The 15,597-nt window shown below is 43.2% G+C and carries 13 protein-coding genes; 7 read left to right on the top strand and 6 right to left on the bottom strand.

Annotated elements, in window-relative coordinates; genetic code table 11:
• The first annotated feature begins 272 nt into the window (after positions 1-272).
• The 4 genes from E3D81_RS11190 to E3D81_RS11175 are packed head-to-tail and all read left to right on the top strand — an operon-like array spanning position 273 to position 6,572.
• Entirely contained in the window at positions 273-851 is a 579-nt protein-coding gene (locus E3D81_RS11190; protein ID WP_134777426.1) for a TetR/AcrR family transcriptional regulator, read from the top strand.
• A 5-nt stretch (positions 852-856) separates the two neighbouring features.
• Positions 857-2,188 carry a TolC family protein gene (locus tag E3D81_RS11185; protein WP_099367614.1) on the top strand — a complete coding sequence of 444 codons (1,332 nt, stop codon included), beginning with the start codon at positions 857-859 and terminating at the stop codon, positions 2,186-2,188.
• 32 nt (positions 2,189-2,220) lie between these two features.
• Complete coding sequence (locus tag E3D81_RS11180) at positions 2,221-3,372, top strand: efflux RND transporter periplasmic adaptor subunit (protein ID WP_099367613.1); 1,152 nt, start codon at positions 2,221-2,223, stop codon at positions 3,370-3,372.
• Positions 3,373-3,401: 29 nt separating this feature from the next.
• Positions 3,402-6,572, top strand: coding sequence for an efflux RND transporter permease subunit (locus E3D81_RS11175; RefSeq protein ID WP_134777425.1), 3,171 nt, complete (start codon positions 3,402-3,404; stop codon positions 6,570-6,572).
• A 360-nt stretch (positions 6,573-6,932) separates the two neighbouring features.
• Here the strand turns inward: E3D81_RS11175 and E3D81_RS11170 are convergent, their stop codons facing one another.
• From E3D81_RS11170 to E3D81_RS11145, 6 genes are all read right to left on the bottom strand, one after another.
• On the bottom strand, positions 6,933-7,637 hold the full coding sequence (locus tag E3D81_RS11170; RefSeq protein ID WP_134777424.1) for an FkbM family methyltransferase: 705 nt from the start codon (positions 7,635-7,637) through the stop codon (positions 6,933-6,935).
• A gap of 44 nt (positions 7,638-7,681) precedes the next feature.
• The gene (locus tag E3D81_RS11165; RefSeq protein ID WP_134777423.1) at positions 7,682-9,046 is read right to left on the bottom strand and encodes a pyridoxal-phosphate dependent enzyme; all 1,365 of its coding nucleotides are present in this window, start codon (positions 9,044-9,046) and stop codon (positions 7,682-7,684) included.
• 71 nt (positions 9,047-9,117) lie between these two features.
• Positions 9,118-9,936: an AMP nucleosidase gene (locus E3D81_RS11160; protein WP_099367609.1), complete on the bottom strand. Its 819-nt coding sequence runs from the start codon at positions 9,934-9,936 to the stop codon at positions 9,118-9,120.
• 66 nt (positions 9,937-10,002) lie between these two features.
• Positions 10,003-11,253 (bottom strand): ATP-dependent Clp protease ATP-binding subunit ClpX, encoded by a 1,251-nt coding sequence (gene clpX, locus E3D81_RS11155; protein ID WP_099367608.1) that lies wholly within the window; start codon positions 11,251-11,253, stop codon positions 10,003-10,005.
• 2 nt (positions 11,254-11,255) lie between these two features.
• A complete protein-coding gene (gene clpP, locus E3D81_RS11150) occupies positions 11,256-11,954 on the bottom strand; it encodes an ATP-dependent Clp endopeptidase proteolytic subunit ClpP (RefSeq protein WP_134777422.1) in 699 nt (232 codons plus the stop codon).
• A 57-nt stretch (positions 11,955-12,011) separates the two neighbouring features.
• Positions 12,012-12,464 (bottom strand): type I restriction enzyme HsdR N-terminal domain-containing protein, encoded by a 453-nt coding sequence (locus E3D81_RS11145; protein ID WP_134777421.1) that lies wholly within the window; start codon positions 12,462-12,464, stop codon positions 12,012-12,014.
• A gap of 72 nt (positions 12,465-12,536) precedes the next feature.
• Between E3D81_RS11145 and holA the strand changes: the two genes are divergently transcribed.
• The 3 genes from holA (at position 12,537) to E3D81_RS11130 (ending at position 15,430) form a co-directional block, all read left to right on the top strand.
• A complete protein-coding gene (gene holA / locus E3D81_RS11140) occupies positions 12,537-13,544 on the top strand; it encodes a DNA polymerase III subunit delta (RefSeq protein WP_134777420.1) in 1,008 nt (335 codons plus the stop codon).
• 48 nt (positions 13,545-13,592) lie between these two features.
• Positions 13,593-14,156 carry a hypothetical protein gene (locus E3D81_RS11135; protein WP_134777419.1) on the top strand — a complete coding sequence of 188 codons (564 nt, stop codon included), beginning with the start codon at positions 13,593-13,595 and terminating at the stop codon, positions 14,154-14,156.
• Positions 14,157-14,482: 326 nt separating this feature from the next.
• Complete coding sequence (locus E3D81_RS11130) at positions 14,483-15,430, top strand: IS110 family transposase (RefSeq protein WP_134776418.1); 948 nt, start codon at positions 14,483-14,485, stop codon at positions 15,428-15,430.
• The last annotated feature ends 167 nt before the right edge of the window (positions 15,431-15,597 follow it).

Raw genomic sequence — 15,597 nt, 5'->3', positions numbered from 1 at the left:
AGAATGAAAACCTTTAATAACCAATTATAAACCTAAATTATGATAGAACAAAGGTAAGTGTATTTTCTACACCCGTCAATAGTAATTTGAAAAATTAACAATTTGTTAACATTGCAACTATTTTTTTCATCGGACCATGTATCCCTTTAAAAACCCATCTCCATTTAGCCACTCTTCTAAAACTCATCCCTCCCAAAAAACACTCCCAAGCCCCATTTTATAACGAATATTTGACACAACTGCTAAATATCTTTCCTTACCTTTGCAACCGAATGAACATTCAATTGACAGAAAAAAAAGAACAGATCTTTCGGAGTACCCTACAGTTGGTCAACGCTGGAGGCTTCCACGGATCGCCCATGAGCAAGATCGCTAAAGAGGCCGAAGTTGCTGTGGGTTCCATCTACCATTACTTCCCTTCAAAGGATGATCTTATCATTGAGCTGTATTGGTATTGCAAGGAAATCATCAATAAACACATCTTCCTCGAAGAACAGGATAACCTCCCATACGATCAACGCTTTCGGGCAGTATGGAAAAACGTGGTGCTATTTTATCAAGACCATGAAGACCTCTTCAGCTTTATGGAACAATTCTATGGTTCCCCATTTTACGAAGATATCCGTAAGAACGTTTTTCAACATAAATGCGAACGGAATAAAATCTTCCATTTTTTGGAACAAGGACTGGAGGAAAAGCATTTAAAGGACCTACATGTTCGTATCCTACTAGCTGCCTATCTAGGACCAGCTATTTCACTAGTTAGAAGCAGCTTATACGAAAAAACAAAGATTGAGGAATCTCAATTGGACCAATTGGTCGACATTATCTGGAACGGGGTTAAAAAATAATATATATGAAATTCAATTTTAAGGACTTATTCATTTACGCATCCATTGCAGCAGTTTCCTTGGGGTCGGCCATGGCACAAGACAACAGGAACCTTTCCAGCAATGCGACATTAGACGAGCTCATCAATTTTGCCCTATCCAACAAGATTGAGGTTAAACAAGCCAAAATCGATCAGGAGATCGCAGAACGCGAAATCGCTTCCGCATTATCAGGATGGTTTCCACAGATCAATGCCAATGGAAATCTATCCCATTTCATTCAATTGCCAACAGCATATATCAACGGGCAGAATATTGCCATGGGGCAGAAAAACACCTCTTCCCTAACTTTTCAAGCTGACCAGGCAATCATCAACCCTGGATTGTTCCAAGCATCAAAGGCTGCGCAATTCATCAGACAACAGAATACCCTAAACCTGGAAAACACCAAGATCAATACCGTTGTCGATGTTTCCAAGGCTTATTATGATATTCTGACCAGCGAGGAACAGATCAATATCATCAACGAAAATATAGCGCGTATCCAAAGACAATATACGGATGCCAATGCCAGGTATGAAACCGGTTTGGTGGACAAGATAGACTATAAACGTGCGCAGATTTCCTTGAACAATGCCAATGCCCAACTGAAATCGGCCTTGGAAATCAGGAAATATAAATACGATTACCTTAAAACCCTATTGGGATTAAATCCTACAGACGGTCTTAACCTATCTTTTGTGGGTCAGGATATGGAAGCCAATGTCCTATTGGACACTTCAGAATTGGTGCAGATTGCAAATCGGGTAGAATACCGACAATTGAAGAACCTACAGGATATCCAAAAATTGAATACCCAATACCAGAAATGGAATTACCTTCCTAGGCTAAGTGCTTTTGCAAATTATGGTCTGAACTACCGTAATAATGCTTTCGCCGATCTTTATGGAAATAACTTTCCCCAATCTTCTGTAGGCTTGACCCTTTCCATTCCAATTTTCCAAGGTACCAAACGCGTACAGGAGATCAGGAAATCCGAATTGCAGGAAACCAGATTGGAAATGGATCTGGAGAACCTTGAAAACCAGATTGGTGCCCAATACTCAGCAGCCATGGCTTCTTACCGCGCCAATACCATCGAATGGCGAAACGCGAAGGACAACATGGATCTTTCCGAAGAAGTGTACAACACCATTAAACTACAATACGATGCCGGACTGAAAACCTACTTGGAGCTCATGACTGCAGAAACAGACCTTAAAACGAGTCAACTGAACTATTTGAATTCCCTATATGCGGTCTTGGCCAGCAAACTGGATATTCAAAAAGCATTGGGAACCGTAGACATCAACAATTAATCAGCACAACCCTTACATAGAAATTTAACGTTATGAACACGAATCGCATATTAGCAGCAATATTATTAAGCTCTGGATTGATCCTGGCTTCATGTGGCAATAAGGATAAAGCCAAACAGGCAGGTCCTGGTCAAATGCAGGCACAGGCTATCCCAGTCAGCATTTCTACGGTGAACCTGGAAACTGTTTCCGGTACACGCTCCTACCCTTCCAATGTCGTTCCTTTACAGGAAACAGAAATCCGTGCAGAAGTTTCAGGATACATCACCAATATCTATGTGGCAGATGGTGCTTATGTAAGCAAAGGACAGAAATTATATGAAATAGATCGCGTTCGTTATTCAGCAACGGTTGATCAGGCGAAAGCGACCTTGGAAATTGCCAGAGCAAATCTTGCACGTGTAGAAAAAGATCTTCAACGCTATCAAACCTTGGCCGACAAGGATGCGATTGCGAAACAGACCCTGGATTATGCGTATACCGATGTAAATAACCAAAAAGCACAGGTACAAGCTGCCGAAGCTGCCCTTACTGCTGCAAGAACCAACTTGAATAGATCTACTATTTATGCGCCATTCTCAGGCTCGGTTGGAATCTCCCAGGTACGTTCAGGAGCCTTGGTATCTGCAGGTACCACTTTATTGAATACCATCAGTTCTACCAATCCAATCGCTGTTGAATTCCAGATCAACGAGAAAGAGATCACCGAATTCGCCAACCTGCAATCGGGTAAATCTTCAACGGAGATCAACCTGACCTTGCCGGATGCCAGCACTTATGCCTCAACCGGAAGAATCTCCACGATCGATCGTGCCGTAGATCCGCAAACCGGTACTTTGAAAGTGAGAGCCACTTTCCAGAACCCTAACAATGCATTGCGTGCAGGCATGAACCTGACTTTAAATGTGGTTAGTACATCTACAGAACAACAATTGGTGATCCCTTACCGTGCTATTTTCGAGCAATTGGGAACATTCAGTGTATATACCGTAACAGATAGCAGTACCGTGGAATTAAAACCGGTTACCCTTGGACACAAACTTGGCGATCGCGTGGTTATTTCGCAGGGCCTTCAAACAGGTGAGCGCGTAGTAACCGATGGAATCACCGCATTGAAACCTGGTGCCAAAGTAGTGAACAAAGAAGAACAAGCTCAACCAGCAGCAGGTCCAGCAAAACAATAGTAAATGCCGAATCCCAAATATAAAAAAGCATGATTTCAGAAGTATTTATAAAGAGACCGGTCACGGCCATAGTCATATCGATATTGATTTCCATCATTGGTATCATTTCGGTCACAACCTTGCCGGTCAGTCAATATCCCAACATCGCGCCACCGACGGTTTCCGTTTCGGCGATCTATACGGGTGCCGATGCCCAAACCGTAGAAAAAACAGTAACCACGCCAATTGAGAGTCAGATCAATGGTACGCCCGGAATGATTTATATGAGTTCGAACAGTACCTCCGATGGATCGTCCCGGATCACCGTGACTTTTGAGGTGGGTACAGATATCGATATCGCCACGCTGGATGTACAGAACAGGGTGAGTATTGCAGAACCCGTCCTTCCAGAGGCTGTCCGTCGTTTAGGGGTAACCACCCGTAAGATGAATACGGATATCTTGATGATGGTATCCCTGGTATCTCCGAACGGAACGCGCGACCAGAACTTCCTAGCCAACTATGTCAACCTTTACCTAAAAGATGCCTTATTGCGTGTCAAAGGAGTGGGTGATGTGCAGGCTTTTGGTCAGCCATTTGCGATGCGTGTGTGGTTGGATGCCAATAAATTGGCCAACCTGAACATGTCGCCATCGGATGTGAGCGCAGCGATTGCCGAGCAGAACTCCAGAATGCCTGGTGGTTCAGTTGGTGCCCGTCCGCAGGAAAATGCACAGGTTTTTGAATACCCGATCGTGATGGACTCCGACTTGGAAGAAGTCGATCAATTCGAAAACATCGTGGTAAAAACCAATATGGATGGTTCCATCGTATTATTGAAAGATGTAGCCCGCGTAGAATTGGGACAGTTCAACTACGGTATTACCAATAAAGTAAATGGACAGGTCGCATCAGGTATGATGATATCCCAAACTCCAGGTGGAAATGCCGTGGAAACAGCGGATGGTATTTACCTGGCTTTGGAAGAATTGAAAAAATCATTCCCTACTGACGTGGATTACGTGGTAGGTTATGAAACGGTTTCCGTGGTCAATGCATCCATCAGTTCCGTAATCCATACGTTAATTGAGGCGATGATCTTGGTAACCTTGGTGGTATTCTTCTTCCTACAAAGTTGGAGAGCAACTTTAATCCCATTATTGGCGATTCCGGTTTCCATCGTAGGTACCTTTATATTCTTTACCCTATTTGGGTTCTCTGTGAACAACCTGACCATGTTGGCTTTCGTCCTCGCCATCGGTATTGTGGTGGATGATGCGATCGTGGTGGTGGAAGCCGTACAGCATTACATCGACCATTACCAGATGGATGCCAAGGAGGCGACCCGAAGGGCTATGAAAGATATTACAGCTCCGGTTATTGCGATCGCGCTTATCCTAGCGGCCGTATTCGTTCCGGTTGGATTTATTCCAGGAATGGTCGGGCAGCTCTATCAACAGTTCGCTATCACCATTGCCGTTTCGGTGATGCTTTCGGCATTTATCGCTCTTTCCCTTACTCCGGCACTATGTTCCATCATGTTGAGGCCTTCTGCTACAACAAAGGACGCGAAAGGATTGAACAAGTTCTTCTATAAATTCAACGTATGGTTCGATAAAGTGACCTACCGTTATTCCAAAGGGGTGAAAAAAGCAATTAAAGCGGCTCCATTGGTATTGATCATTTTGATCTGTATTTTCATTGGAACAGGCTTCATGTTCATGAACAAGAAATCCGGCTTTATCCCGAACGAGGATGGCGGTATTTTCTTCATGGGGGTCAACCTTCCGGAGGGAGCATCATCTGCCCGTACGGAAGAAGTACTGACCGAGCTGACAAACGACCTGCGTAAGGATTTCCCGGAAATTCAATATGTGACTTCCATCAATGGTATGAACTTATTGAACAGGGCGGCGAAACCGAATGGTGCATCCTTATTTGTATCGTTGAAACCTTGGGAAGATAGACAGCGCACGGTTATGGAAATTACGGGTGCCATTATGGGCAAATACCGTGGCTATTCGAAAGCAACCGTCATCGCTGCAACGCCGCCTCCGATTCCAGGATTGGGTTCATCCGGAGGTTTTACCCTGGAGATCCAAGACCGTCAGACGGTGGATATCAAAGAATTTGAACGTATTGTAGGTGGTTTCTTGGCTGCTGCCAACCAACGTCCTGAAATCGGAATGGCCTATACCTTATTCAACAGTAATTCACCGAACTACAAACTCAATGTTGATCGTGAGATGGCGAAAAGAATGGGTGTACCAGTATCCAATATCTACAGCACAATTTCCTCCTACCTGGGTTCGAGTTATGTGAATGACTTTACCAAATATGGACGGAACTTCCGTGTAGTAACACAGGCAGATACCAGCTACCGGATGCATATAGAGGATATCAATAAATTATATGTGAAAAATGTGCAGGGACAACCAGTTCCGGTAAGCAATCTGGTTCGCTATGAGTTGACCACCAATCCTTCCATTATCAACCACTTTAACATCTTCCGTTCGATTTCGATCTCGGGAGAGGCAGCACCGGGATATTCTTCGGGGGATGCCATCAGAGCGTTGGAAGAAGTGGCTGCAGAGACTTTATCGGATGGCTATTCGTATGAGTTCTCTGGAGTGACCTTGCAGGAAAAACAATCAGGTAGTAAGACTATTCAGATCTTCGCCCTATGTATTCTATTCGTATTCCTATTATTGGCGTCCTTATATGAAAGTTGGTCGGTACCATTCTCCATCTTATTATCCGTACCGTTAGGAGTATTTGGAGCGATATTAGCCCTTACATTATTACCTAACCTGGATAATAATATTTATGCGCAGATTGGTTTGGTGACCATTATTGGTCTGGCCGCGAAGAACGCGATTTTGATCGTAGAATTTGCGAAGGAAAGGGTGGATATTGGTATGAATCTAATCGATGCAACCATCGATGCCGTAAAGCTTCGTTTGCGTCCGATCATCATGACATCACTGGCCTTTATTTTGGGTATTATTCCATTGATGTTGTCGACTGGAGCAGGTGCAGTTTCCCGTCAGACAATTGGATGGACCGTATTTGGTGGGATGACCGCAGCAACATTCCTGGCGATATTTATTGTGCCGGTGTTATTTGTGGTGATTACCAGATTGGCATATGGCAAGAAAAAATTAGCGGAGCTGGAAGCTTCTTTTGATGAAGAAAAGAAGAAAAGCCTCTCGGCGCACTAGTTTCAATTGGATGTTTTAAGCCGTAGGCTTGAAGCATCCAATTGAAACAGTATTTAGTAGTTAGTATTTAGTAGTTAGACCTATGGCGGCTATTGGAATTGTGAGGAATGACATTGGTAACTCCGATAGTGAAAACTGCGTCATTGCGAGGAACGAAGCAATCTTTAACCATGTCATGCTGAGCGGAGTCGAAGCATCTTGAATTGGTACCCGAACAGATCCTTCGACGATGCTCAGGATGACAAAAAGGAAAGATTGCTTCGTTCCTCGCAATGACGCATAAGGCATCGTCACGGCATATGTCGCCATACCTATAGCACCCATAGGTCTTAATACTTAATACTAAATACTCAATACTAACTACTTAATACTAATTAACGAAATTTCCTGATACGTATCCGAGATAGCAAAAATTCGGTAGCCATGGGATTTCAACAAACTAAAAAACTCCTTGCCTTTTTCTTTCCCGTTGGGGAAGAATCGTTCATGGGTTTCTACCAATATCTGTTTAATAGGGATACCACTTTCCAATATCCTTTTCATTACCGCGTATTCTGAGCCCTCTATATCCATTTTAAGAACATCAATGCGCGTATGCCCCTTTTCCTTTACAATCTCCGTAAACTCCTTTAAAAGCACCTCAACAGGGTTGAGTTCATCCACCAAGCTATGGTCATAGACCGAGCCTGAAACATGTTCCTTATTCTTCGGAAGATTAAAAGTGACTATTCCTGTTTTTTCACCGATACCATAAGGATGAAAATGGAACTTTTCCGGTACCTTATTATTGCTTACCCAAGAGATGGATTTTGGTGTTGGATCAAATCCATACACATCACAATCGTGTTTGGCGATGATGGCCTGGTCAAAGGAAATATCCTCTCCTATACCAAAAGAATAAACAATGGCATTCTCCGGAACAGCCGTAGGATCCACATAAAATCCACCATAACCATTTCCGTACCATTGTTTATCCCGTTTTTCTTCTATATCTATGAAGGCAATCTTTCCGATTCTAGCCTTTAACCAATATTCTAATCGCTTAAGTTTATCGTTTCTTTCCATTTGATTTCGGTAGATATCATAAATATAACCAAAATCACAAAGAATTAACCCTCAGAGATAACGTTTATCACGTCATATTGCGTGATGATATTTATTTTCCCAAACTCATCTTCCACCAGAACCGCTTGGGAATCCTTATTGATCAAGCTCGAAATCTTATCGATTGAAGCGTTGATATCCACAAAAGGGAACGGTTTGGTAGAGATTCCCTCCACCGGAGATGATTTTAAGGTCGGATTTTCTAAAAGTGCAGAGAGAATATCTGATTCCGTCACCTTCCCGATCACCATACCTTGTTGGGTAAGTGGTATTTGGGAGATGTTCAACGATTTCATGATGTTGAAGGTTTCCAGAACCGATTGGTTCACATCTGCCGTAACAATGTCCTGTTGACCACGTCTTTTCAAGATGGTTTTTGCCGTCAGCTTTTCATCTTTCAGGAAGCCCCTCTCGCGCAACCAATCCTCATTATACATTTTACCCATATAACGAGAACCATGATCATGGAAGATCACCACGACCACATCATCATCTTTTAACGAATCCCCCAATTGTAACAAACCCGCCACGGCAGCACCTGCCGAGTTTCCTGCGAAAATCCCTTCTTTACGAGCAAGATCCCTTGTCATCAGCGCAGCATCCTTATCCGTAACCTTCTCAAAAAGATCGATCTGACTAAAATCTACGTTCTGAGGTAAAAAGTCCTCACCTATCCCTTCGGTGATATAGGGATAGATTTCATTTTTATCAAAGATCCCAGTCTCTTTGTATTTTTTAAATACGGAACCGAACGTATCGATCCCCCAGACCTTGATATCCGGATTCTTTTCCCGCAGGTATTTAGCCGTTCCAGAGATGGTTCCACCCGTGCCTACGCCCACTACTAAGTGCGTGATCTTCCCTTCGGTCTGTTCCCAGATTTCAGGTCCGGTCTGTTCGTAATGCGCTTTGCTATTCGAAAGGTTATCGTACTGGTTGGCTTTCCAAGCGTTTGGAACTTCCTTCTCCAACCTACTGGATACCGAATAATAGGAACGAGGATCCTCCGGATCAACGTTGGTGGGACATACGATCACTTCGGCACCAAAGGCACGGAGCGCATCTATCTTTTCTTTGGATTGTTTATCAGTGGTGGTAAAAATACAGCGGTACCCCTTTACAACAGCAGCCATGGCCAATCCCATACCTGTATTTCCTGAAGTACCTTCGATGATCGTTCCACCAGGTTTCAAAAGGCCGGAAGCTTCCGCGTCCTCGATCATTTTTAAAGCCATTCTATCCTTGATCGAGTTCCCAGGATTGGTCGTTTCGATTTTGGCTAGAATGGTACCCTTTAATTTTTTTGTAACCGTATTGAGCTTGACCAAAGGGGTATTCCCTATGGTTTCAAGAATATTATTATACCACATAGATGTTTCTGTTCTGTTTGTTTAGCACAAAAGTAGCCAATTTTTAGAAATCATGCGGTCTAGCTCCGAAATTAGAACTTCAGGTGCTTCACGGTCAAGCCATTATTGATGAGCTGTTTCAACGCATCGATACCGATCTTCAAGTGGGTTTCCACATAAGATTTGGTAACCGTTACGTCCGAAGCATCTGTTTTTACCCCCTCTGGAACCATCGGTTGGTCTGACACCAATAGCAAGGCTCCGGTAGGTATCTTATTGGCAAAACCAACCGAAAAGATGGTCGCAGTCTCCATATCCACCGCCATTGCCCGGATAGTTTTCAGGTATTTCTTGAACTGTTTATCATGTTCCCACACCCTTCTGTTGGTGGTATAAACCGTTCCAGTCCAATAATCCCTGGAATGGTCCCTAATAGTTGTTGAAATGGCTTTCTGCATAGCAAAGGCCGGTAGTGACGGAACTTCTGGTGGAAAATAATCATTCGATGTTCCTTCCCCACGAATTGCCGCGATCGGTAGGATCAACTCTCCTACCCCTATCTTTTTCTTCAGGCCCCCAGTCTTTCCTAAAAAAAGGACTGCCTTAGGTTTTAGAGCGGATAAAAGATCCATAATGGTGGCAGCCATGGGACTTCCCATCCCGAAATTAATAATCGTGATCCCTTCCGCTGTGCAGGATAGCATGGGTTTATCTTCACCCAAGATAGGTGCATCGTCATGCATCTGCGAGAATAACTTCACATAATTACTGAAATTGGTCAATAGGATATATTCCCCGAATTCATCCAAGGGTCTTCCCGTATAACGTGGCAACCAATTATTTACGATATCTTCTTTGCTCTTCAATCCCGGAGTCACCGGGGAGTCTACTTCTTTAATTTTCTTCGTCATGTTCAATTAATTTAAATAAATAGATTGGGTACAAAAAAACCTCGCTGGCAGGCGAGGGTTTAGATATTATGCAACTTGAAGCTTCTTGAAATCTGTTTTTGCAAATTTATTCTTCGCATAATCCAGCGTAATCAGTAAGCTGTTGTCTTCTATATCATCCTTCGTGGATGGTATTTCAAACATGGCATCCAACATAATGGCTTCGCAGATACTGCGCAGACCACGGGCACCTAATTTGAATTCCCAAGCCTTCTCCACAATAAAGTCGAATACTTCAGGTTCAAAACTTAATTTTACCCCTTCGTAATCAAACAATTTAACATATTGCTTTACCAAAGCGTTCTTTGGTTTGGTCAATATATTCAATAAAGTTTCTTTATCCAAAGGATTCAAGTGTGTTAACACCGGTAAACGTCCGATCAGCTCCGGAATCAATCCAAAGTTTTTCAGATCTTGAGGCGTAATGTATTTATACAGGTTGTTCAGGTCGATTTCCTGATCTTCATCCTTCATTTTATAACCTACAGTCTGCGTACGCAATCTGTTGGCAATTTTTTTCTGGATGCCATCGAATGCACCACCACAGATAAACAGGATGTTGCTGGTATTCACGGAAATCATTTTCTGGTCCGGATGCTTACGACCGCCTTGAGGTGGTACATTTACATTCGTTCCTTCCAAGATCTTCAATAATGCCTGTTGAACACCTTCACCCGACACATCTCTCGTGATGGATGGATTATCGCTCTTACGCGCAATCTTATCGATCTCGTCAATGTAGATGATGCCACGTTCCGCTGCTGCAACATCGTAATCGGCAGCTTGTAACAAACGCGTCAAAATACTTTCCACGTCCTCTCCCACATATCCAGCTTCGGTCAATACCGTTGCATCCACGATACAGAAAGGAACGTTCAGGATCTTGGCCACCGTTTTTGCCAATAAGGTCTTACCGGTACCCGTCTCTCCAACAATGATCAAGTTAGATTTTTCAATCTCCGTCTCATCCGTTTCCACACGTTGGTTCAAGCGTTTGTAATGGTTATACACCGCTACGGAAATCACTTTCTTCGCATCATCCTGACCAATAACGTATTGATCCAAGTGTTCCTTGATTTCAATAGGACGTATTAGTTTTAAAGCAGTCTGAATAGATTTATTCTTGCGTTGCTTAAGCTCTTCAGCCAAAATCTCTCCCGCCTGTTGCACACATCTGTCGCAGATATGTGCACCATCACCCGCAATAAGCATTTGCGCCTCATTCTTACTGATGCCGCAAAATGAGCAATGTATATCTCTATTGTTCGATTTACCCATTGTTATTTTGTTTCTTTTTTAGGAAGCAATACCTCATCAATCATACCAAACGCTTTGGCTTCTTCGGCACGCATCCAATAATCACGGTCAGAGGACTTCTCTACCCATTCGTAAGTCTGGCCAGAGTGATCAGCAATGATCGTATATAATTCTTCTTTCAATTTCAACATTTCACGAAGGTTGATCTCCATATCAGAAGCCACCCCTTGCGCACCACCCGAAGGTTGGTGAATCATCACACGTGAATGCCTTAAAGCAGCACGCTTTCCTTTCGCTCCAGCGACCAATAATACCGCTCCCATTGAAGCTGCCATACCGGTACAGATGGTTGCTACATCAGGGCTGATATATTGCATGGTATCATAGATTCCCAAACCCGCATAAACACTACCACCTGGAGAATTGATGTAGATCTGAATATCACGCTGTGCATCAGTCGATTGTAAGAATAACAACTGAGCTTGAACAATGTTCGCTACCTGGTCGTTGATTCCATCTCCTAAAAAGATGATACGGTCCATCATCAAACGTGAAAACACATCCATCTGTGCCACATTTAACTGACGTTCCTCGATAATGTATGGTGTTAAATTACTTGGAATCTGTTGCTGTAACCTTGAAATATAGCCATCGACATGTTGTGAGCCTATTCTATGGTGCTTGATCGCATATTTTCTGAATTCGTCTTTTTTGATATCCATCTGTTCTCCTAAAGATTATGTTACTAATATAATATTTATTTTAATTTTTACGATTGCCTATTCAAAAGATGGCAAATCCTGCAGAAAATGGTAACTCCCATCTTCGAAATTTATGCTACAATAATAATGCTCAATTCCATTACTGACTAAAAGTAAGGGGATTTTGTATTGGGAGTTGTAATTTGCGATTTGATGGAAGGTGTTTTCGGTAATTTTGACAGTCGGTGCTTTAAATTCTGCCAAAAGGATACGTTGTCCCAATCGGTTGTAGATCACCAGGTCATGCCTTTTCTGCAAAGAATGCAGCTTCAACCCGCCTTCGATATGCATTAGCGACATGGGATACCGGTATTGCTGATGCAGATGGCTTACCCAATGTTGCCTCACCCATTCTTCAGGCGTCAATACCAGGTGTTTTTTTCGCAACTGGTCAAAAATAAAATACTGTTCTGCTTTCTTTCTGATCTTCGCCGGAAAAGTAGGTAAATTTAAGGGTACCGGTGTAAACATTTACAAAATTAAGAAAATATCAAGCGAATCCAAATCTGGGAAATTGCCTCAAAATCCGTACTTTCGTAAAGCATGAATACCCAATCCATTTTATCCGATATCAAGAAAAAGAAATTAAGTCCGGTTTACCTATTACATGGGGAGGAACCTTATTTTATTGACCTAATTTCGGATGCGATCGAACATCAGGTGCTGGATGAAGCCCAGAAAGGATTTGACCAGACGGTGGTCTATGGAAAGGATGCGGATTTCAGCAGTATCATCAGCATGGCCAAACGCTATCCGATGATGAGTGACCATCAGGTTATTGTGGTCAAGGAAGCGCAGAACCTGAAATGGAAGGATGATGAATTGCTTCAGAAATACCTGGGACAGCCTACCCCATCTACTGTTCTGGTGTTTGCCCATAAATACAGCAAATTTGATAAGCGCAAGAAGGCGTATAAGCTTTTTGAAAAAGCTGGTGTGGTCTTGGAATCAGCCAAATTGTATGATGATAAGGTAGCGGGATGGATCAATGAACAGTTAACAGCTGCTAACCGAAAGATACATCCGCAAGCTGCAGCCATGATGGCAGAATTTTTGGGAACCGATCTTTCTAAGGTGGCGAATGAGATTGAAAAATTGATGCTGAATGTTCCTGCAGATCGAGAGATTGGGGCAGCGGATATTGAACGGAATATCGGTATCAGTAAGGATTTCAATTCCTTTGAACTGAATACAGCCTTGGCAAAACGGAATTCGTTCAAAGCATTTCAGATCGTGGAATATTTTGCGGCCAATCCGAAGTCAAACCCGATGCCGGTGGTGATCGGAACATTAGGAACCTATTTTACCAAAATATTGAAATACCATTACCTTCCGGAGAAAAACTCCGCAGCAGCGGCAAAGGCCCTAGGAGTTCATCCTTTCTTTGTGAAGGAATATGAACTGGCAGCGCGAAATTTTAACCGCAGAAAGACTTTTGAGATTATCCATCTGATCAAGGAATTTGATCTGAAATCTAAGGGTATGCATGTAGGGCCATTGACCAGTAGCGGAGATCTGTTGTCGGAATTGATCTTTAAGATCTTGAACTAAAACCAAACTTGAAGTAAAACCAAATTTATTAATACAGAATATATTTTTATGCGTCATTCATTACTTACCGTTCTATTATTTTTCTTTGTTCATTTTACGTTTGCACAATCTTCTGGATATACGATTTTCCAGGGTGGGGCAAATTTAGGATTTGCCAATGAGGGTTATAAAGGAGCATTCAATGGATATCACCTCCATTTTATTTTCGGAAAGAATTTCAATGAAAGAGCTTATGTGGGATTGGGGATTGGTAACGAGAAATTTCAGGGGGATTACCAGACAAATGATCCACATGAGGCGAATCAGAAAGTTTATAAATATGAATTCAATACCTTTCCGATATTTATAGATGGCCGATTGCCGATCGGAAGTTTTAATGATGTTTCGAGGATCGGTTTGATGGCTAATGCAGGATATGCACCAGCCATTGGCCCTGCATATGATAAAGGTGCGCTTTTTAAAGCGGGCTTCTTTTATTTGCACGATGGGTATTCCAGAACGAAGTTTACAGCAGCGTTGACTTATGGGTATCAGCAGTTGACCAAGAATATTTTTAACAAAGATTTTCAACACCAGAGTTTTCATATTACAGTGGGTTTGATGTTGAAGTAAGATTCTCGGCCTTGGATGCCACTTTCTCGTAATTGCGAGGAGTTCATACCGTCATTTCTAGGAGGTCCTCTACCCGTCATCGTAAGTTTGTAGGGAAGTTATAGGAATTAAAGAAACAGAATATAATTTTGTATTTCATTTAGGATACAGCGAGAGAGGGAGTAAGATTTTTAATCGTCATTGGTCCTTGAGAGACCCTTCGCAATGTTAATCCCCCTCTCTTATTCCTATCATAAACTTGGACAGTTCATTAGGCCCGGAGCCTGTTTTTACGATTGATAAGTTATGATAAGAGCTGCTGTAATCCACAAAAATGGTATACAAAGATGGTAACAGGTATTGATTGTTCAAAGGATTATTTTGACATTTCTGTCCAATCGGGACAGAAAGAGGTTTTTAAGGGTCGTTTCAGTAACGACGAAGCGGGTTTTGTGGAGGCCCTGGGCCACATGCACGGCAGCCATATAGCGATGGAGGCCACCGGTCCCTATTACTTCCGGCTGGCAAAGTTCCTCTGGGAGAGGGATGAACGGGTCTCGGTCATCAACCCCCTTGTCATCAGGCGTTTTTCCCAGATGACCCTGGCCAGGACCAAGACCGACAGGAAGGATGCCCAGCTCATCGCCAAGTTCACCAGCATGACGGAACCTGCCCAATGGAGGCTGCCGGAGGAACATGTGCTGAGGATCAGGAACCTGGAAGGCTATATCAAGGGACAGAAGGAATGCAGGACCATGCTAACGAACAGGCTCCATGCATATGAACATGCGGGAACACTGGAACCCACGCTCAGGAAGACCATAGAGGAAGGGATCAAACGTTATGATCAGGACATCAATGAACATGAAAGGCAGGTCCAGCAGATCATCATGGAGAATTACGGGGAACTCAATGCGAACCTGCGGAGCATACCCGGAATAGGGCCACGCAGCGCAGCACTGCTTATCATCCTGACGGACGGTTTCAGTCGGTTCGAGGGGCACAGGCAGCTGATATCCTATTTCGGACTGGCGCCCAGGATATTCGAGTCCGGCAGCAGTGTAAGGGGAAAGGGACATATCTGCAAGATGGGGATGGGCCAGGTCAGAAAGGTGCTGTACATGGCGGCAATATCCGCCATCAGGAGCAACACCGCCTGCAGCGGGCTTTATGGGAGGTTGATGGAAAAGGGAAAACCCTACAAGGTCGCAATCATAGCAGTGGTGAACAAACTGATCAAACAGGCATTCGCCATCGCAAAATCTGGAAAGGGCTACATCGCAAAAGCGGCCTAATCAGAATATTATTTGGAGAAAATTTAATTTATTATTTGGATATATACACAGTTCATTGCGAGGAGGCACGACGAAGCAATCTTTGAACTTTGTCATCCTGAGCGTAGTCGAAGGATCTGTACGGGGTACCACATGTAGATGCTTCGACTACGCTCAGCATGACATGT

The sequence above is a fragment of the Sphingobacterium sp. CZ-2 genome (assembly GCF_004526235.1).
Lineage (GTDB): Bacteria > Bacteroidota > Bacteroidia > Sphingobacteriales > Sphingobacteriaceae > Sphingobacterium > Sphingobacterium tenebrionis.
The sequence above is the reverse complement of the archived record's forward strand: the minus strand, read 5'-3'. Positions and strand labels throughout refer to the sequence as shown.

Excerpts from the sequence above, each read along its gene's own strand:
- E3D81_RS11190 (WP_134777426.1), top strand. The coding sequence starts at position 273 with ATGAACATTCAATTGACAGAAAAAAAAGAACAGATCTTTCGGAGTACC.
- E3D81_RS11185 (WP_099367614.1), top strand. The coding sequence starts at position 857 with ATGAAATTCAATTTTAAGGACTTATTCATTTACGCATCCATTGCAGCA.
- E3D81_RS11180 (WP_099367613.1), top strand. The coding sequence starts at position 2,221 with ATGAACACGAATCGCATATTAGCAGCAATATTATTAAGCTCTGGATTG.
- E3D81_RS11175 (WP_134777425.1), top strand. The coding sequence starts at position 3,402 with ATGATTTCAGAAGTATTTATAAAGAGACCGGTCACGGCCATAGTCATA.
- E3D81_RS11170 (WP_134777424.1), bottom strand. The coding sequence starts at position 7,637 with ATGGAAAGAAACGATAAACTTAAGCGATTAGAATATTGGTTAAAGGCT.
- E3D81_RS11165 (WP_134777423.1), bottom strand. The coding sequence starts at position 9,046 with ATGTGGTATAATAATATTCTTGAAACCATAGGGAATACCCCTTTGGTC.
- E3D81_RS11160 (WP_099367609.1), bottom strand. The coding sequence starts at position 9,936 with ATGACGAAGAAAATTAAAGAAGTAGACTCCCCGGTGACTCCGGGATTG.
- clpX (WP_099367608.1), bottom strand. The coding sequence starts at position 11,253 with ATGGGTAAATCGAACAATAGAGATATACATTGCTCATTTTGCGGCATC.
- clpP (WP_134777422.1), bottom strand. The coding sequence starts at position 11,954 with ATGGATATCAAAAAAGACGAATTCAGAAAATATGCGATCAAGCACCAT.
- E3D81_RS11145 (WP_134777421.1), bottom strand. The coding sequence starts at position 12,464 with ATGTTTACACCGGTACCCTTAAATTTACCTACTTTTCCGGCGAAGATC.
- holA (WP_134777420.1), top strand. The coding sequence starts at position 12,537 with ATGAATACCCAATCCATTTTATCCGATATCAAGAAAAAGAAATTAAGT.
- E3D81_RS11135 (WP_134777419.1), top strand. The coding sequence starts at position 13,593 with ATGCGTCATTCATTACTTACCGTTCTATTATTTTTCTTTGTTCATTTT.
- E3D81_RS11130 (WP_134776418.1), top strand. The coding sequence starts at position 14,483 with ATGGTAACAGGTATTGATTGTTCAAAGGATTATTTTGACATTTCTGTC.